15 protein-coding genes are annotated in these 17609 nt (G+C 75.4%); 11 read left to right on the forward strand and 4 right to left on the reverse strand.

Annotated features, from left to right (window positions below):
- Positions 1 to 2458: ATP-binding protein (locus tag ACFQH9_RS08450; RefSeq protein ID WP_379565360.1), on the reverse strand; the 2458-nt coding region annotated here is incomplete at its 3' end.
- 169 nt (positions 2459 to 2627) lie between these two features.
- On the opposite strand from ACFQH9_RS08450, the gene ACFQH9_RS08455 reads away from it, so the two are divergent.
- On the forward strand, positions 2628 to 3977 hold the full coding sequence (locus tag ACFQH9_RS08455) for an MATE family efflux transporter (protein ID WP_379565361.1): 1350 nt from the start codon (positions 2628 to 2630) through the stop codon (positions 3975 to 3977).
- On the opposite strand, the gene ACFQH9_RS08460 is transcribed toward ACFQH9_RS08455, so the two are convergent.
- Together ACFQH9_RS08460 and ACFQH9_RS08465 are read right to left on the reverse strand one after the other, a co-directional pair.
- Positions 3889 to 5544 carry a sensor histidine kinase gene (locus tag ACFQH9_RS08460; RefSeq protein ID WP_379565362.1) on the reverse strand — a complete coding sequence of 552 codons (1656 nt, stop codon included), beginning with the start codon at positions 5542 to 5544 and terminating at the stop codon, positions 3889 to 3891. The two genes, ACFQH9_RS08455 and ACFQH9_RS08460, sit on opposite strands and share 89 nt — an antisense overlap.
- Positions 5545 to 5557: 13 nt before the next feature.
- Positions 5558 to 7072, reverse strand: a complete 1515-nt coding sequence (locus ACFQH9_RS08465) for a cation:dicarboxylate symporter family transporter (protein WP_379565363.1) — start codon at positions 7070 to 7072, stop codon at positions 5558 to 5560.
- A gap of 123 nt (positions 7073 to 7195) precedes the next feature.
- On the opposite strand from ACFQH9_RS08465, the gene ACFQH9_RS08470 reads away from it, so the two are divergent.
- The 9 genes from ACFQH9_RS08470 (at position 7196) to dapB (ending at position 16011) form a co-directional block, all read left to right on the forward strand.
- Positions 7196 to 7855: a response regulator transcription factor gene (locus ACFQH9_RS08470; protein ID WP_379565364.1), complete on the forward strand. Its 660-nt coding sequence runs from the start codon at positions 7196 to 7198 to the stop codon at positions 7853 to 7855.
- 11 nt (positions 7856 to 7866) lie between these two features.
- The gene (truB, locus tag ACFQH9_RS08475; RefSeq protein WP_379565365.1) at positions 7867 to 8769 is read left to right on the forward strand and encodes a tRNA pseudouridine(55) synthase TruB; all 903 of its coding nucleotides are present in this window, start codon (positions 7867 to 7869) and stop codon (positions 8767 to 8769) included.
- 27 nt (positions 8770 to 8796) lie between these two features.
- The gene (locus ACFQH9_RS08480; RefSeq protein ID WP_379565366.1) at positions 8797 to 9723 is read left to right on the forward strand and encodes a bifunctional riboflavin kinase/FAD synthetase; all 927 of its coding nucleotides are present in this window, start codon (positions 8797 to 8799) and stop codon (positions 9721 to 9723) included.
- Between the two features lie 130 nt (positions 9724 to 9853).
- Positions 9854 to 10396 (forward strand): XRE family transcriptional regulator, encoded by a 543-nt coding sequence (locus ACFQH9_RS08485; protein WP_379565367.1) that lies wholly within the window; start codon positions 9854 to 9856, stop codon positions 10394 to 10396.
- A 274-nt stretch (positions 10397 to 10670) separates the two neighbouring features.
- Positions 10671 to 10940, forward strand: a complete 270-nt coding sequence (rpsO, locus tag ACFQH9_RS08490; RefSeq protein WP_379565368.1) for a 30S ribosomal protein S15 — start codon at positions 10671 to 10673, stop codon at positions 10938 to 10940.
- Positions 10941 to 11141: 201 nt separating this feature from the next.
- Complete coding sequence (locus ACFQH9_RS08495; RefSeq protein ID WP_379565369.1) at positions 11142 to 13403, forward strand: polyribonucleotide nucleotidyltransferase; 2262 nt, start codon at positions 11142 to 11144, stop codon at positions 13401 to 13403.
- 98 nt (positions 13404 to 13501) lie between these two features.
- The gene (locus tag ACFQH9_RS08500) at positions 13502 to 14743 is read left to right on the forward strand and encodes a M16 family metallopeptidase (RefSeq protein ID WP_379565370.1); all 1242 of its coding nucleotides are present in this window, start codon (positions 13502 to 13504) and stop codon (positions 14741 to 14743) included.
- Between the two features lie 20 nt (positions 14744 to 14763).
- Positions 14764 to 15240, forward strand: a complete 477-nt coding sequence (locus ACFQH9_RS08505) for a DUF456 domain-containing protein (RefSeq protein ID WP_379565371.1) — start codon at positions 14764 to 14766, stop codon at positions 15238 to 15240.
- A gap of 27 nt (positions 15241 to 15267) precedes the next feature.
- Positions 15268 to 16011: a 4-hydroxy-tetrahydrodipicolinate reductase gene (gene dapB, locus ACFQH9_RS08510; RefSeq protein ID WP_379565372.1), complete on the forward strand. Its 744-nt coding sequence runs from the start codon at positions 15268 to 15270 to the stop codon at positions 16009 to 16011.
- A 1-nt stretch (position 16012) separates the two neighbouring features.
- Here dapB and ACFQH9_RS08515 read toward each other — a convergent pair whose 3' ends face one another.
- Positions 16013 to 16540: a GNAT family N-acetyltransferase gene (locus ACFQH9_RS08515; protein WP_379565373.1), complete on the reverse strand. Its 528-nt coding sequence runs from the start codon at positions 16538 to 16540 to the stop codon at positions 16013 to 16015.
- Between the two features lie 88 nt (positions 16541 to 16628).
- On the opposite strand from ACFQH9_RS08515, the gene ACFQH9_RS08520 reads away from it, so the two are divergent.
- Positions 16629 to 17588 carry an EamA family transporter gene (locus tag ACFQH9_RS08520; RefSeq protein ID WP_379565374.1) on the forward strand — a complete coding sequence of 320 codons (960 nt, stop codon included), beginning with the start codon at positions 16629 to 16631 and terminating at the stop codon, positions 17586 to 17588.
- Positions 17589 to 17609: the final 21 nt, after the last annotated feature.

The raw sequence follows: 17609 nt of genomic DNA on the forward strand, positions 1-17609 counted from the left end.
CCGCCCACGCCCGGGTGCGCCGCTCGAGGGCGGCGCCGGCTCGCGCGTCGGCGCCGGCCGCCGCGGCGAGGCGCCGCCGCGCGGCGGCCCGGTCCCCGAGGAGCGCGGCCAGCCGGCCCAGGAACGCGTCGACCGAGCCCCAGGTGCCGGCGACCATCCCCTCCACGGCGAACAGCCCGGCGTGGGGGAGCAGCAGCGCGTACGTGCGGGCGGCGGCCGGGCGGTCGCCGAGCAGCAGCGCGGCCTGCGCCGCCTGCACGGCCTCGGGCAGCCACTCGCTGTCGTGCGGCCCTGCGCCGCGCTCGTCGAGCCAGCGTCCGAGCAGGTCGCCCGCCCCGGTCCCGCCGGCGAGCGCGCGCAGCAGGGCGTGGGTCGCGTACCCGGAGGGTCCGAGCTCGGGGGCCAGGCGCAGGAAGCCGTCGAGGTCCGCCTCCTCGGGTCGGTCGCGGAGCACCGCCGCGACGAACCGCTGGGTGAGCAGGAGGATCTCCGCGTTGCCGCTGCGCGAGCGGGAGACCAGCTCGGCGAGCTCGGCGTCGTGCCGGCGCCGCGCCTCCTCGTCGCCGACGGCGAGCGCGCGGGCGCCCCGCCAGAGCGGGACGCACCAGCTCAGCCCGGCCTGCCGCAGCGGTTCCGCCACGTGTGCGTACCCGTCGATCTCCACGTCGACCTCCGCCCAGCGGCCCGCCTCGGCCAGGGCGACCGAGCCGGGCCCTCGGCCGAGGACCTCGACCGCGCGGTCCGGGATCCGTCGCGCGCACGCCACGATCTCGTCCGCCGCCGCGCGCCGCTCGGCGACGTGCCCGGGCCCGGCGATCGCGTCGCAGCGGGCCGCGAGGGCCGCGGCCAGCACGCGCGGCTCGCCCAGCCTGCGCGCGCCGGCCACGGCCTCGTCGGCGAGGGCCCGCCGTCGCGACTCGGCACCGGTGAAGGCGAGCGCGACCGACAGCCGCGCCGCAAGAGCCGCGTGCAGCGCCGGCTCGTCGCGCGGGACGGCGGCCAGCGCCTCCTCGAGCAGGGCGCACCGGTCCGGGTCACGCAGGTCGATCTCGAAGCCGGTGGTGCCGCCGGTGGCGCCCAGCGCGGCCTTCGCGAGCAGGCGGGGCCGGTCGTGCCGGCGGGCGTACGCGCCCGCCTCGCGGTAGGCCGTGCGGGAGCGCTCGGGATCGCCCGCGGCGAGGGCGGTCTCGCCCAGGGCGCAGAGCACCTCCCCGCGGTCGGGTGCCGGACCGCGGACGTCGAGGTGCGCCAGGGCGGTCTCCCACCAGCGGAGGGCGTCCCCGTGGGCCGCGGCCGCGGGCGCGGCCGTCGCGGCGCGGACCGCAGCCGCTGCGGCCTCCGCCCGCTCCCGCGGCTGCCCGGAGAGCCCGGCCACCGCGACCCGGTGCCGCGCGAGCTCGGCCGGGACGCCGACCGCGGCGTCGAGGCGGGCCGCGAGGGCCGTGGCCGCGCGGCGGTGCAACACGAGCGCCTCGGCCGGCGGCGTCAGCGCGCGCAGCGTCTCGGCGACCAGGGCGTGCGGGAAGCGGTGGCGGCCCTCGTGCGCGACGACCAGGCGTGCCTCGACGGCGGCGGCGAGCGCCCCGGCCGGCACGCCGACCGGGACGTCGGCCACCGCGGCCAGCAGGACGGCGTCGACCCCGGCCGTGGTGCCGGCGTCCAGCACCGCGGCGGCCCGCAGGATCCGGGGAACCGGCTCGTCGAGCAGACCCAGCCTGCGCTCCAGCACCGCCCGGACGCCGCTCGGCAGCGCGGTGCCCGCCTCGTCGGCGCTGCCGGCGGTGTCGGCGGTGTCTGCGGTATGTCGCCCGCGCAGCATGCGGACGATCTCGGCCGCGAAGAAGGGGTTGCCGCCGGTGCGGCGGTGCAGGGCCGCGGTCGCCCCGTCATCGACGTCCTCGCCGGTGGTCGCGCGCAGGGCGGCGCCGAGATCGGCCGCGGCCAGCCCGGCCAGCCCGATCCGCCGGTCGGCGGCCAGCCCGGCCGCCCCGCCCGGTTCGGTGTCCCGGTATGTGCCCAGCACCAGGACCGGGGCCTCGCCGACGTGGGCGCCGAGCGCCGCGAGCAGGCGCAGCGAGTCCGGGTCCGCCCAGTGCAGGTCGTCGAGGACGAGGAGGACGGGCGCGGCCGCGCGCAGGGCCGCGCCGACGGCGTCGAACAGCAGGAAGCGGGCCAGCTCGGCGTCGCCCTCGGGCACGGCGAGGGCCTCGGCCCGGCCGAGCCGCCTCAGCAGCTGGGCCCAGGGCCAGTAGGGCGGGGTGCCGCCCTCCTGCCGGCAGGCCGCCCAGGCCGTGGCGACACCCGCCGCTCGCGTCCGCGCGGCGAGCTCGGCGGCCAGGGTCGTCTTGCCGATGCCGGGCTCGCCGGTGAGCAGCGCGGTCCAGCCGCGGCCCGTGCGCAGGGCCTCGGCCACCGCGCCCTCGAGCTCGCGCAGCTCCGCGTCCCGCCCGACCAGCATCCCGGGAGGGTAGAGCCGACGAGCGCACCATGGACCCACAACGCGGGTCCGAGGCGCCGGATCTGCGCAGTACGGATCCCACAACGCGATCTCGGACGACGTGTGGGCGCAGTACGGATCCATGACGCGGGCTCGGGGGCGGGTCCGTGCGCTGTGGAACCATGACCGGGTGAGCTCGTCCGATCAGGAGGGGGTGCCCGCCCGGCAGGTGCTCCGGCTCGCGGTGCAGGCCCTGCCGGTGCTGGCCGCGGAGCCGCTGTACGTGCTGGTGGACACCGCCGTCGTCGGGCGGCTGGGTGCGGTCCCGCTCGCGGGCCTCGCCGTCGCGGGCGTGCTGTTCGCGCAGGTCACCACGGCGCTGAACTTCCTGTCCTACGGCACCACCGCGCGCTCGGCGCGGCTGCACGGCGCGGGCCGGCGGCCCGAGGCGGTCGTCGAGGGCGTGCAGGCCACCTGGGTGGCGCTCGCCGTCGGGCTGCTGGTGCTCGGGGTCGGGCAGCTGGTCGCGCGCCCGGTCGCGAACGCGCTGGGCGACGGCGGCGCGGTCGCCGACGCCGCCGTGGCCTGGCTGCGGATCGCGCTGTTCGGGGCGCCGCTCATCCTCGTCACGCTCGCCGGGAACGGCTGGATGCGGGGCGTGCAGGACACCGCCCGTCCGCTGCGCTACGTCCTGGCCGGCAACGGCCTGTCCGCGGTGCTCTGCCCGGTGCTGGTGCACGGGCTGGGGTGGGGCCTGGAGGGCTCGGCCGTCGCGAACGTGGCGGCACAGGTCGTCGTCGCCGGGCTGTTCCTGGCCGCGCTCGCCCGGGAGAAGAAGGCGCACCCCGAGGTGTCGCTGCTCCCGCGGCTCTCGCTGATCCGGGCACAGCTGTCGATGGGCCGCGACCTGATCCTGCGCACCGCCGGCTTCCAGATCTGCTTCCTGTCGGCCACGGCGGTGGCGGCCCGGTTCGGGGCGTCGACGGTGGCGGCGCACCAGGTGGTGCTGCAGCTGTGGAACTTCCAGGCCCTGGTGCTCGACGCCGTCGCGATCGCCGCGCAGGCCCTCGTCGGCGCGGCCCTGGGCGGGGGCGGCGCCGAGCACGCCAAGGGCGTCGCGGCGCAGGTGATCCGGTACGGGCTGGTGCTCGGGATCGTGTTCGCGGGCGTGTTCGCGGCGCTCTACCCGGTGCTGCCCGGCTTGTTCACCGCGGACGCGGCCACCCTGGACACCATCCCGCAGGCCTGGTGGTTCTTCGTGGCGCTGCAGCCGGTGGCCGGGGTGGTGTTCGCGATCGACGGCGTGCTGCTCGGCGCCGGCGACGCCGCGTTCCTGCGCACGACGACCCTGCTCGCGGCCGTCGGCGGGTTCCTCCCGCTGATCTGGATCTCGCTGGTCGCGGGCTGGGGGCTGGTCGGGATCTGGACCGGCCTGTCGCTGTTCATGCTGGTCAGGTTCGTGGCGGTGGGCCTGCGGACGCGGTCGGGACGCTGGGCGGTGCCGGGCGCGGTGCTGGGTCCGGCCGAGCAGGCAGGCTGACCCGGAAGAGCGTCCCCGGCGCGCGCGGGACCACCTCGACCGTGCCCCCGAGCCGGCGCACGATCCGCGCGACCAGCGCCAGCCCGATCCCGCGCGGCCGGTCCGGCCCGGCCTCCTTGGTGGAGAAGCCGTGCTCGAAGACGTCGTCGGCGGCCTCGGGCGGGATGCCCGGCCCGGAGTCGGCGACCTCGAGCACCCCGTCGGCGAGGCGCACCTCCACCCGCGGGTCGGCCGAGCCCTCCGCGGCGTCGAGGGCGTTGTCGACCAGGTTGCCGACGAGCGAGACCACGTCGTCGGGGTCCAGCGGGACCGGGCCCTCGGTCTCGTCCTGCACGGTGAAGGCGATCCCGCGCTCGCTGGCGGTCCAGGCCTTGTCGGTGAGCAGCGCGGCCAGCACCGGGTCGTGCACGGTGTCGAGCACCGGCCCGCGGGCCCGGTCGACGGCCGCGGTGCCGGCCCGCAGCGCGTCGTCGGTGTCGCCGAGCTGCACGAGGGTGAGCACCGTCTGCATCCGGTTGGCGAACTCGTGGGCCTGCCCGGCCAGTGCGCGGGCGCGATCCCGGGCGGCGTCGCGCTCGCGCAGCACCCCGGACAGCTCGGTGCGGTCCCGCAGCGTGACGACGCGGGTGCCGTCCCCGGCGCGGGGCCCGGCCGCCGTGCGGGAGAGCAGCAGGACCCGCTCGCCGGCGAGCGTGAGGGTGTCGCGCACATCCTCGACGCCGCCGGTGGCCAGCCGGGTGACCGCCCGCAGCGCCGGGTCCACGCCCAGCTCCACCAGCCGTCGTCCCTCCACGGGCTCGTCGGGGGAGAAGCCGAGCAGCCGGCGCGCCTCGGCGTTGAGCACCACCACCCGGCCGTCCCGGTCGAGCACCATCAGGCCCTCGCGGACCGCCCGCAGGACGGCGTCGTGGTGGGTGTAGGCCGCGGCGATCTCCTCGGGCTCCAGGCCGAGCGTCTGCCGGCGCACCCGGCGGGCCAGCAGCCAGGCGAGGAGGGCGCCCAGGGCCACGGCGCCCGCGGCCACCGCGAGGATCCACGGCAGCTCGCGCGCCACCAGGGCGCTGATCCGGGTCTCCAGGACGCCCACCGACACCAGCCCGACGACCTGGCCCCGGTCGGTCACCGGCACGACGGTGCGCACCGACGGCCCGAGGGTGCCGGGGTAGTCCTCGGTGTAGGCGTGCCCGGCGCGGGCCTCGGCGATCGAGCCGACGTACACGCCGCCGATCCGGTCCGGCTCGGCGTGGGTGTAGCGCACCCCGTCGGGCGTCATGATCACGACGAACGCGGTGCCGGTCGCGACCCGCACCCGTTCGGCCAGGGGCTGCAGGGTCCGGGAGACGACGAGCGGGTCGCCCCCCGCCCGCACCGCCGCGACGACCCCGGGGTCGCCGGCCACGGACTGCGCGGTCGCCAGGGTGAGCCGGCCGGCCGCGGCCGACTCCAGCTCGCGGGCGCCGAGGATCCCCGACGCCGCGACCCCGCCGACGGTCACCAGCACCGTCACGAGCTGCAGCAGGAGCAGCCGGCCGACGAGGCGGGAACCGCGGCGGGGTCGGGGGGACACGCCGGTGATTGTGCTACCGGAGGGACTCGTGGGTCTCGCCGTCGCGCTCGGCCGCCCGTCCGGCGGGCGACGGGGCCGTGCCGGTGCCCTCGCCGGCGATCTCGTGGCCGTTGCCCGAGCCGGTTCGGGCGCCCACGGCGACGGGCTCCCGGGTCAGCTCCTCGGTGTCGGTGTCCGCCTCCCCGTCGCCCGACCCGTGCTCGAGCTCCATGGCCTCGTCGACCAGCGACGGGTCGTCGAGCACCGCCTTGAGCCGCTCGCGGTCGAGCTCGCCGTTCCAGCGGGCGATGACCAGGGTGGCCACGACGTTGCCGATGCAGTTGGTCAGCGCCCGACCCTCGCTCATCACCCGGTCGATGCCGATGATCAGCGCGATGCCGACGGCGATCGCCTCGGCCGAGAAGAACTCGCCGCCGAAGGCCTGCAGCGACGCGGCCAGGGTGACCAGGCCGGCGCCGGTGATGCCCGCCGCGCCCTTCGAGGTCAGCACCATGAGCAGGGCGAGGCCGATCTGCAGGCCGATCGGCAGGGACTCGTTGCCCGCCTGGATGATGAACAGCGCGCCCAGGGTCAGGTAGATGCAGGTGCCGTCGAGGTTGAACGAGTAGCCGGTCGGGATGACCAGGCCGACGGTCTGCTTCGAGGCGCCCGCCGCCTCCAGCTTCGTGAGCAGGCGCGGCAGCACCGACTCCGAGGACGAGGTGCCGACGATGATCAGCAGCTCGTCCTTGATCAGCCGGATGACCTTGAGGATGTTGAACCCGGCCCACCAGGACACGAGCCCGAGCACGGCCACGACGAAGAACGCGCAGGTGCCCCAGAAGACGCCCATCAGCTTGACGAGGTTGGTCAGCGACGAGGCGCCGAACTGGGCGACGGTGTAGGCCATACCGCCGAACGCGGCGACCGGCGCGGCCCACATGATCAGCTTGATGATCCCGAAGATGACCTTGGCGATCGTCTCGATCGAGCCGACGACGCGCCTGCGCAGCGGCGCGGCCAGCAGCGACACCGAGCAGGCGGTGAGGATCGCCAGCACGAGGACGCGGAGGACCTCGTTGTCCACGAACGGGCCGAGGAAGCTCGTCGGGAGCAGGTCGTTGAGGATGAAGCCGGTGAACCCGGCGTCCTGCGCGCCCTGGTCGACCTGCTTGGCCGCCGACTCCAGTGCGGTCGCCGACGGTTGGCCGGTGAACCCGGAGCCCGGCGCGAAGACGTTCGCCGCGAGCAGGCCGATCGTCAGCGCGACGACCGTCGCGACCAGGAAGTAGAACAGCGCCTTGAGTGCCAGCCCGCCGGCGCGGGCGAGGTTGCCGATCGAGGCGATGCCCACCACGACGGTGCAGAAGATGACCGGGGCCACGATCACCTTGATCATCTGGATGAAGCCGTCGGCCAGCCACTTGGCGCCCTTGGCGCTGTCGGGCGCGACGAGCCCGAACACCACGCCGAGGACGATGCCGACGATGACCCAGAACCAGAGCTGGGTGTAGAAGCGCTTGCGAGGTGCCGCTTCGGTTGCTGTCACGTGTCGTCCTCCTCGACGTCCGGTGCCGGGAGCACGCTAGGAACGTGACCGGCGCCATGTCAGGGCGTGGACGTCCATAATTGGGCGGAGCTTGAGGTTCCGCAGGATGGGAGCAACCGGACGGTGCGCGCACTTCTCGTCGAGGACGACACCGTCCTCGGCGGCGCGATGGCCAAGGCCCTCGGCGCCGCGGGCTTCCGGGTCCGGCACGTCACCAGCGGGGCCGCGGCGCTCGCGGCCGTGCGGGAGTCCGAACCGGACGTCGTGCTCCTCGACATGGGGCTGCCCGACCGGGACGGGATCGGGGTGTGCCGCGGCATCCGGGCGGTCTCGCGGGTGCCGATCCTGGCGGTGACCGGGCGGGGCGCGGTGGAGGCGCGGGTCAGCGGGCTGCGCAACGGGGCGGACGACTACATCGTCAAGCCCTTCCTGGTCGAGGAGCTGCTCGCCCGGATCGACGCCGTGCTGCGCCGCACCCGCGGGCTCGGGGTCGCCCCGGCGGTCGTCGCCGGGGACGTGGAGATCGACCTCGCCCGCCGCGCGGTGACCGTGGGGGGCGCCGAGGTCGGGCTGGCGCGCAAGGAGTTCGACCTGCTCGCTGCGCTCGCCCGCCGGGAGGGCGCGGTCGTCGCCAGGGACGAGCTGCTCGACGAGGTGTGGGGGACCAGCGACCCCTCGGCGCGGCGCACGCTGGAGGCGCACGTCGCGCTGGTGCGGTCGAAGCTGGGCCGGCCCGAGGTGATCGTGACGGCACGCGGCGTCGGGTACCGGCTGGGGAAGTAGGGTCGCCGGCTGTGCCCAGGCCCGACCCCGCCCGTTCCGTCGCCCCGCCCGAACCGGGTCTCGTGATCGTCGACAAGCCCGGCGGTCTCACGTCGCACGACGTGGTCGCCCGGCTGCGGCGCATCCTGCGCACCCGCCGGATCGGCCACGCCGGCACCCTCGACCCGATGGCCACCGGCGTGCTGGTGTGCGGGGTCGAGCGGGGCACGAAGCTGCTCGGGCACCTGGCGCTCGACACCAAGGCCTACACCGCCACGATCCGGCTCGGCGCCACGACGACCACGGACGACGCCGAGGGCGAGGTCGTCGCCTCCGCCGACCCTTCCGGGGTCGGGGACCCGGCGGTCGCCGCGGCCATGGCGGCGCTGACGGGGGAGATCCTCCAGGTCCCGTCCTCGGTCAGCGCGATCAAGATCGACGGGAAGCGGGCCTACGCGCGGGTGCGCGCGGGGGAGACCGTGGAGATCCCGGCCCGCCCGGTGACCGTCTCGGAGTTCCGGCTCCTCGAGCGCCGCGGGGCGGAGCTGGACGTGGCGGTGGCGTGCTCGTCGGGCACCTACGTCCGGGCCCTGGCCCGGGACCTGGGCGCGGCGCTCGGCGTGGGCGCGCACCTCACGGCGTTGCGGCGCACCCGGGTCGGCCCCTTCGACCTGTCCCGGGCACGCACGCTGGAGGACCTGGAGGCCGCACCCGGGCTCTCGCTCGACCTCGCCGCCGCGGTGGCGACCGCCTTCCCGCGCCGCGAGGTCGACGCCGGCGGGGCCACGGACGTCGCGCACGGCAAGCGGCTGCCCGCGGCGGGCCTGAGCGGCACCTACGGCGTCTTCGCACCGGACGGGCGGGTGCTCGCCCTGATGGCCGACTCCGGGGGTGCGGCGAAGCCGGTCGTGGTGCTCGCCCCGGCGGGGTCGTGAGCAGGCGGGTTCCGTAGGGTGGCGATCGTGGAGCGGTGGCGGGGACTCGAGGCCGTGCCGTCGGGGTGGGGCCGCAGCGTCGTGACCATCGGGGTCTTCGACGGCGTGCACCGCGGGCACCGGCAGCTGATCGAGCGGGCGGTCGCCCGGGGCCGGGAGCGCGGCCTGCGCAGCGTCGTCGTCACCTTCGACCCGCACCCCGCCGAGCTGGTCCGGCCGGGCTCGCACCCCGCCGCGCTGACCACCCTCGAACGCCGCGCCGACCTGGTGGAGGAGGCGGGGGCGGACGCGTTCTGCGTCATCCCGTTCACCGCCGAGCTCGCGCACATGAAGCCCGCGGAGTTCGCGCACGAGGTCCTGGTCGACACCCTGCACGCGGCCGTGGTGATCGTGGGCACCAACTTCACCTTCGGGTACAAGGCCGCCGGGGACATCACCACCCTGCGCGAGCTCGGGGTGAAGTTCGGCTTCCAGGTCGAGGCCCTCGACCTGATCACGGACGACGGCGTCACCTTCTCCTCCACCTACATCCGCTCGTGCATCGACGCGGGGGACATGGAGGCCGCCGCCGCCGCGCTCGGCCGGCTGCACCGGGTGGACGGCGTGGTGGTGCACGGCGACAAGCGCGGCCGGGACCTGGGCTTCCCGACCGCGAACGTGGCCTGCGCCGCGCACACCGCCCTGCCCGCCGACGGCGTCTACGCGGGCTGGTTCCGGCTCGGCGAGCGGCGGCTGCCCGCCGCGATCTCCGTCGGCTCCAACCCGACCTTCTCCGGCAAGGTCCGCACCGTCGAGGCCTACGTGCTCGACGTGGACGAGGACTTCTACGGCCACGAGGTCGGCATCGAGTTCGCCCACCGGCTGCGCGGGCAGGAGCGGTTCGACGGGATCGACCCGCTGATCGAGCAGATGAACGCCGACGTCGAGCGGACGCGGGAGCTGCTGGGCGCCTGAGGTGCCCGCGCTCGCCGGAGCGGAGGTGCGGCCACCTGATCGGGTGTGTCTGCCGGTCGCGCCGCGGTTCCCGGTGCCGAGTTCTCCCGTTCCGCCCCGGCGAGCGGGTCGGAGCTGCCAGCATCCGGACGTGGAGACCGACCGGCTCGCCGCCAACCGGGAGCGACAGCGGGCGCTGTACGGGACCCCGCTCGCCGAGCGGGTGCACCGCATGACGCGGGCGCTCGGCGTCACCCAGGGGACGGTCGCCGCGACCCTGGGGATGAGCCCGGCGATGCTGTCGCAGCTGGTCGGCGCCAAGCGCGTGAAGATCGGTGATCCGGCCGTCCTCGCCCGCCTGCTCCTGCTCGACGGGCGGTGCGCGGCCGGACCCGTCGCGCCGGAGGAGGTGCCCGCCCTGCTCGAGGAGGTGCGCACCGCCTCGCCGGAGTGGCCGGCCCTGCGCGCCCGGCCGGTCGGGGCGAGCCGCGACCCGGCCGTCGCACCCGTCGGCGTCCCGGTGCGACGGCACCCGGCCACCCGCCCCGACCCCCGGCGCGATCCCGGACTGCTCGCCGCCGAGGCGCTCCGCCGGGTCGCCGGGCCCACGCAGCTGGTGGCCGCGGCCGCGGCCCTCGCCGCGACCTTCCCGGAGCTCGCGGCGCTCCTGCGCCGCGCCGCCGCCACCCGCTGAGGGCCGGGACGATCTCCGGTACGATCTTGGGCGGCATCGCCGCCGGCGTCCGTCGAGCACCGCGCGCCACACCGCCCCCACCGGTCCTGACCGGCGACGATCCCCGGGTACCCGGAGGTGGGACGGGCCGCGCTGGTAGCCTCTGTGGCGGGTCCGGCTGCAGTCCGTGGCGGCCGAGACCAGCTTCCCGCCCCGATGCGGTCGCCCACCACGGCGAGCGCATGGCCCGGGCGCGGGCCCCACGGACGTCACCACACGAAGGAGCACCACCGCAGTGGCACTCACCGCCGCGAAGAAGAAGTCCATCCTCGACGAGTACGGCGTCCACGAGGGCGACACCGGCTCGCCGGAGGCCCAGGTCGCGCTGCTCACCAAGCGCATCAGCGACCTGACGGAGCACCTCAAGCAGCACAAGCACGACCACCACTCGCGCCGCGGCCTGCTCCTCATGGTCGGCCGCCGCCGCCGCCTGCTGAAGTACCTGGCGTCGGTCGACGTGCAGCGCTACCGCTCGCTGATCGAGCGGCTCGGACTGCGCCGCTGACCCGCTCCGGGGCCGGGGCGGCGTGAGCTGCCCCGGCGCCCGGGGGCAGAACTGAACACCACACCGCCACCGCGCCCCCAGATCCGCCGGTCCTCGGTAGTGGCCCCCGGAACGACGAGTCGTCCGGGAGCTTCGATCGAAGACCGGCTCCGCGGAGGATCCCGGCGAGGTGGCGCTCCGTCGAAGGAGAGTCACCACTTCATGACCGATCCCAACGTCACGGTCGACGACGGCGTGCACGAGAGCACCGCCGTCCTCGACAACGGCTCGTTCGGCACCCGGACGGTCCGCTTCGAGACCGGTCGGCTGGCCCGCCAGGCCGCCGGCTCCGTCGTCGCCTACCTCGACGACGAGACCATGCTGCTGTCCGCCACCACGGCGTCGAAGCAGCCCAAGGAGCACTTCGACTTCTTCCCGCTCACGGTGGACGTCGAGGAGCGCATGTACGCCGCGGGCCGCATCCCCGGCTCGTTCTTCCGCCGCGAGGGCCGTCCCGGCACGGACGCGATCCTCACCTGCCGGCTCATCGACCGGCCGCTGCGCCCGTCGTTCGTCGACGGCCTGCGCAACGAGATCCAGATCGTCGTCACGGTGATGTCGCTGCACCCGCAGGACCCGTACGACGTCGTGGCGATCAACGCCGCGTCGGCCTCGACCCAGCTGGCGGGCCTGCCCTTCTCCGGCCCGATCGGCGGCGTGCGCGTCGCGCTGATCGACGGCCAGTGGGTGGCCTTCCCGACCTGGGACCAGCTCGAGCGCGCCGTGTTCGACATGGTCGTCGCGGGCCGCATCGTCGGTGACGACGTCGCGATCATGATGGTCGAGGCCGAGGCCACCGAGAGGACGATCGAGCTGGTCGACGGCGGCGAGGCCGCCCCGACCGAGGAGGTCGTCGCGGCGGGCCTGGAGGCGGCCAAGCCGTTCATCCGCACCCTGTGCACGGCCCAGCAGCAGCTGGCCGACGCCGCCGCCAAGCCCACCGGCGAGTTCCCGACCTACCCGGCCTACCAGCCGGACGCGTACGAGGCCGTCGAGAAGGCCGCCTCGGCGGACCTGGCCGAGGCGCTGACGATCGCCGGCAAGCAGGACCGTGAGGCCAAGGTCGACGAGGTCAAGCTCAACGTCCTGACCTCGCTGGGCGAGCAGTTCGAGGGCCGCGAGAAGGAGCTCGGCGCCGCGTTCCGGTCGCTGAACAAGAAGCTGGTCCGCCAGCGGATCCTGCGCGACAAGGTCCGGATCGACGGCCGCGGGCTCACCGACATCCGGCCGCTCTCGGCCGAGGTCGAGGTCGTCCCGCGGGCGCACGGCTCGGCGCTGTTCGAGCGGGGCGAGACCCAGATCCTGGGTGTGACCACGCTGAACATGCTCCGCATGGAGCAGCAGATCGACTCGCTCGGCCCGGAGACGGCCAAGCGGTACCTGCACCACTACAACTTCCCGCCGTACTCGACCGGTGAGACCGGCCGGGTGGGCTCGCCGAAGCGCCGCGAGATCGGCCACGGCGCGCTGGCGGAGCGGGCGCTCGTCCCGGTCCTGCCCACGCGCGAGGAGTTCCCGTACGCGATCCGCCAGGTGTCCGAGGCGCTCGGCTCCAACGGCTCGACGTCGATGGGCTCGGTCTGCGCGTCCACGATGTCGCTGCTCAACGCCGGTGTGCCGCTCAAGGCGCCGGTCGCGGGCATCGCGATGGGCCTGGTGTCGGACGAGGTCGACGGAAAGATGTCCTACGTCGCCCTGACCGACATCCTGGGCGCCGAGGACGCGTTCGGCGACATGGACTTCAAGGTCGCCGGCACGGCCGAGTTCGTCACCGCGCTGCAGCTGGACACCAAGCTGGACGGCATCCCGTCCGAGGTCCTCGCCGCCGCGCTGAACCAGGCCAAGGACGCCCGCCTGACCATCCTCGAGGTCCTCTCCGAGGCGATCGACGGGCCGGACGAGATGAGCACCTACGCGCCGCGGGTCACCGCGATCAAGGTGCCCGTCGACAAGATCGGCGAGGTCATCGGCCCGAAGGGCAAGATGATCAACTCGATCACGGAGAAGACCGGCGCGGACATCTCCATCGAGGACGACGGCACGATCTACGTCGGTGCCGCCGACGGCCCCTCGGCGGAGGAGGCGATCGGCATGATCAACGCCATCGCCAACCCGCAGCTGCCGAAGATCGGCGAGCGGTTCCTGGGCACGGTCGTCAAGACCGCGGCCTTCGGCGCCTTCGTCTCGCTGGTCCCCGGCAAGGACGGCCTGGTCCACATCTCGAAGCTCGGCAACGGGAAGCGGATCGGCAAGGTCGAGGACGTCGTCAAGGTCGGCGACAAGATCCGCGTCGAGGTCACCGACATCGACAACCGCGGCAAGATCAGCCTCGTGCCGGTGCAGGAGGAGGCCGCGGGCGGCGACGCCGCCCCGGCCGACGCGCCGGCCGAGGACACGGCCGAGCCGGCCGAGGTCTCCAGCTGAGCACTCGCGCAGCGGACGAACGGCACTCCCGTGCGGCGCACGGGAGTGCCGTTCGTTCCTCTCCGGACGGGGTCTCGCGCACCACGCTCCCGAGCGGGGTGCGCGTGCTCACCGAGCACGTGCCCGGCGTGCGCTCCGTCGCGCTGGGCATCTGGATCGCCATCGGCTCCCGGGACGAGCGCCCGGAGCAGGCCGGGGCCGCCCACTACCTCGAGCACCTGCTGTTCAAGGGCACCGGTCGGCGCACGGCGCAGGGGATCGCCGAGGAGATGGACGCGGTCGGCGGCGAGCTGAACGCGTTCACCGCCAAGGAGCACACCTGCTACTACGCGCACGTCCTCGACGAGGACCTGCCGTTGGCGCTCGACGTCCTCGCCGACGTCGTGACCAACGCCGAGCTCGCGCACACGGACGTCGAGCTGGAGCGCGGGGTGGTCCTCGAGGAGATCGCCATGCGCGACGACGACCCCGAGGACCTGCTCGGCGAGCTCTTCGACGAGACGGTGTTCGCGACGCACCCGCTCGGCCGCCCGGTGATCGGCTCGGAGGAGTCGATCCGCGGGATGAGCCGCGAGACGCTCCACGACTTCTGGCGCGGCGAGTACACGACGCCCCGCATGGTGGTCGCGGCCGCGGGCAACCTCGACCACGGGCACCTCGCCGACCTGGCCGCGAAGGCGCTGGGCGAGGGCCCGGAGGTCGCCCCGGCCGGCCCGCGCCCGGCCGGGCGCGCCCGGCTGCCCGCCCGCAGGGCCCTGGCCCTGCGCACGGACGACTCCGAGCAGGCGCACCTGATGCTCGGCGTGCCCGGGCTGGACCGGCACGACGAGCGCCGCCCCGTCCTCGCGGTGCTCAACGCCGCGCTCGGCGGGGGCCTGTCCTCGCGGCTGTTCCAGCAGGTCCGCGAGCAGCGCGGGCTGGCCTACCAGGTGTACTCGGCGCAGGCCTGCTACGCCGACGCCGGCACCTTCTCCGTCTACGCCGGGTGCGCGCCCGAGCGGCTCGGCGAGGTCGTCGCCGTGGTGCGGGACGTGCTGGCCGGCGTCGCCGCCGAGGGCCTCACCGAGGCCGAGGTGGTGCGGGCGAAGGGCTCGCTGCGCGGGGGCACCGTGCTGGGGCTGGAGGACACGGCCTCGCGGATGAACCGGCTCGGGCGCTCCGAGCTCGACCACGGGCGGCAGCGCAGCATCTCCGAGAGCCTCGCCCGGATCGACGCCGTCACCCCGGCCCAGGTCGCCGACCTCGCCGCCGGGCTGCTCGCGCAGGACCTCACCGCCGCCGTCGTCGGCCCCTACGACTCCGTCGAGGACCTCCCCGCCGCCCTCCACGACCTCGGCTGACGGCCCGCTAGCCTGATCGCGTGGTGACGGCGCTGGTCGCGGGGCTGCTGATCCTGGTCGGCCTGGTGGGGGTCGTCGTCCAGGTGCTGCCGGGGCTGATCGTGATCCTGGTCGGCGTGGCCGTCTGGGCCGTCCCGCGCGGCGACGCCCTCGGCTGGTGGGTCCTCGGGATCGCCGGCGGGCTGCTGGTGCTCGGCTCGCTGGCGAAGGTCCTCGTGCCCGGGAAGCGGCTGCGCGACGCCGGCGTCCCCGGTCGCAGCCTGCTCGCCGGCGGCGTGCTGGGGATCGTGGGCTTCTTCGTCGTCCCGGTCGTCGGGCTGTTCCTCGGGTTCGTGCTCGGCGTCTACCTCGCCGAGCTGGCCCGCCTCCGCAGCTCCGCGCGGGCCTGGCCGTCGACGCGGCATGCGCTCTCGGCCGTCGGCTGGAGCATCCTCATCGAGCTCGCGGCGGGCCTGCTCATGACCGGCGCGTGGATCGCCGGGCTCGTCCTGGCGTGACGAGGAGCGCCGCCTAGGCTCGGTTCCGTGAGTGCGATCCGGGTGGCGGTGCTGGGGGCGAAGGGGCGCATGGGCTCCGAGGCGTGCGCGGCGGTGCGCGCCGCCGAGGACATGGAGCTCGTGGCGGAGGTCGGCTCGGCCGACCCGATCTCCGCCGCCGACGACGCCGAGGTCGTGGTCGACCTGACCCGGCCCGACGTCGTCATGGAGAACCTCCAGCACGTCCTCGACCGGGGGCAGCACGCCGTGGTCGGGGTGTCGGGCTTCGACGCCGGGCGGCTGGACACGGTCCGCGGCTGGCTCGCCGACAAGCCGGGCCAGGGCGTGCTGATCGCCCCGAACTTCGGCGTCGGCGCCGTGCTGGCCATGCACTTCGCCGCGCAGGCCGCGCGGTTCTTCGAGTCGGCCGAGATCGTGGAGCTGCACCACGAGAAGAAGGTCGACGCGCCCTCCGGCACCGCCGCCCGCACGGCGGCGCTGATCGGCGAGGCGCGCGCCGCCGCCGGGCTCGGCGCGGTGCCCGACGCCACCGCCAGCGACCCGCTCGGCGCCCGCGGCGCCGAGGTGGACGGGATCCACGTGCACGCCGTCCGGATGCCCGGGATGGTCGCCCACCAGGAGGTCATCCTCGGCGGCGCGGGCGAGGTCCTGACGATCCGGCACGACTCGATGAACCGGGCGTCGTTCATGCCGGGCGTGCTCATGGCGATCCGCGCGGTGCCCGGCCGGCCCGGCCTGACCTTCGGCCTGGAGCCCCTGCTCGGCCTGTGAGTCAGGTCAGCTCGAGGTCCAACGGGCCGCTGTGCCGGACCTCGCGCACGGTGCCGTCGCCGGTGTCGAGGGTCCGCACCGCGCCGTCGGCGGCCCAGCCGGCCCGGGTGTAGAAGGCCCGCGAGGCGGTGTCGGCCTCGGGCACCCAGGCCCGGCCCTGCTCCGACCCGGCCCGGCGCAGGGCGGCGCCGGCCACGGCGAGCAGCCGCCCGCCGTGCCCGCGCCGGCCCCAGCGCGGCTCGACGAGCAGGGCGCTGATCTCCGCGATCGCCAGCCCGTCCTGCCCGGCGTAGTGCGCGGCGGCGCAGAACCCGACGGTCCGGTCGCCCTCGAGCGCCACGAAGACGTGGAAGGGCTCGCCGGCGGCGACCGCGTCCCGCCAGGCGCGCCGGGCGTCGTCGCCGGTCAGCCGGTCCAGCGCGGCCTCCGGGACGATCCCGGCGTAGGCCAGCCGCCAGGTTCCCGCCTGGATGCGGACGATCTCGTCGACGTCGGCGTCGACCGCGGGGCGGACCGAGGCGAGGGCCATGCCGCTATTCGTACCGCGCGCCGGGGTGACGGCGGACACCGGCCGCGGGGTTGGCCCGGCGCCGCCGGACGTGGCAGCGTGCGAGGACGTGAACGATCGTCCGTCCGGCGCCCGGACGGCCTGGGTGGCGCTCTCGCTCGTCTACCTGCTCTGGGGCTCGATCTACCTGCTGAACCGGCTGCTGATCACGCACGTGACGCCGCTGCTGGCCGGCGGCTTCCGGTTCCTGACCGCCGGGGCCGCGCTGGGGCTGCTGGTCCTGGTGGTCCGCGGCCCGCGCGGCCTGGGGATGACCCGGCCGCAGCTGCTCACCACGATGCTCTCCGGGCTCCTGCTGCCCGCCTGGGGCAACGGCCTGGTCGCCGTGGCGCAGACCCAGATCCCGTCCGGGCTCGCGGCGCTGCTGCTGGCCGTCGTGCCGCTCTACATCGCGGTGCTGCGGACGATCTTCGGTGACCGGCCCGGCCCGGCCACCCTGGTCGGCGTGCTGGTCGGCCTCGTCGGGCTGGGTGTGCTGGTCCTCGCCGGCCCCGGCTCGGGCGGCACCGCCGGGAGCGCGTGGTGGGGGCCCTGGCTGGTGGTCCTGGCGGGACTGGGGTGGGCCTCGGGGACCTACGCGACGACGAGGCTGCCCGTGCCGGCGAACCCGTTCGCGCTGGCGACGGTGCAGATGGTCACCGGTGGGGCGATCATGGTGGCGGTCGGGTCCGCGGCGGGCGGGCGGGTCCACCCCGGCGCGCTCCCGGCGGGGACCTGGTGGGTCTGGGCGGCCGCCGCGCTCGCCACCCTGGGCGGCTTCAGCGCGTACGCGATCGCGCTGCGCGGGCTGCCGGTGTCCACGGTCGCCACCTACGCCTACGTCAACCCGGTCATCGCGGTCCTGCTGGGCGTCCTCCTGGTCGACGAGCGGTTCACGGCGCTGCAGGGCCTGGGCGGGATGATCGTGCTCGTCGCGGTCGTGCTGGTGGTGCGGGCGGAGCGGCGGCCGGCCGGGGCGCCGGACGAGCGCGCGGCCGAACCGCTGCCCGACCCGCCGCCCGCCCGCTGAGGCCTCCGCTTCCCGCTCGTC

The sequence above is a fragment of the Pseudonocardia lutea genome, from assembly GCF_042658055.1.
GTDB lineage: Bacteria > Actinomycetota > Actinomycetes > Mycobacteriales > Pseudonocardiaceae > Pseudonocardia > Pseudonocardia lutea.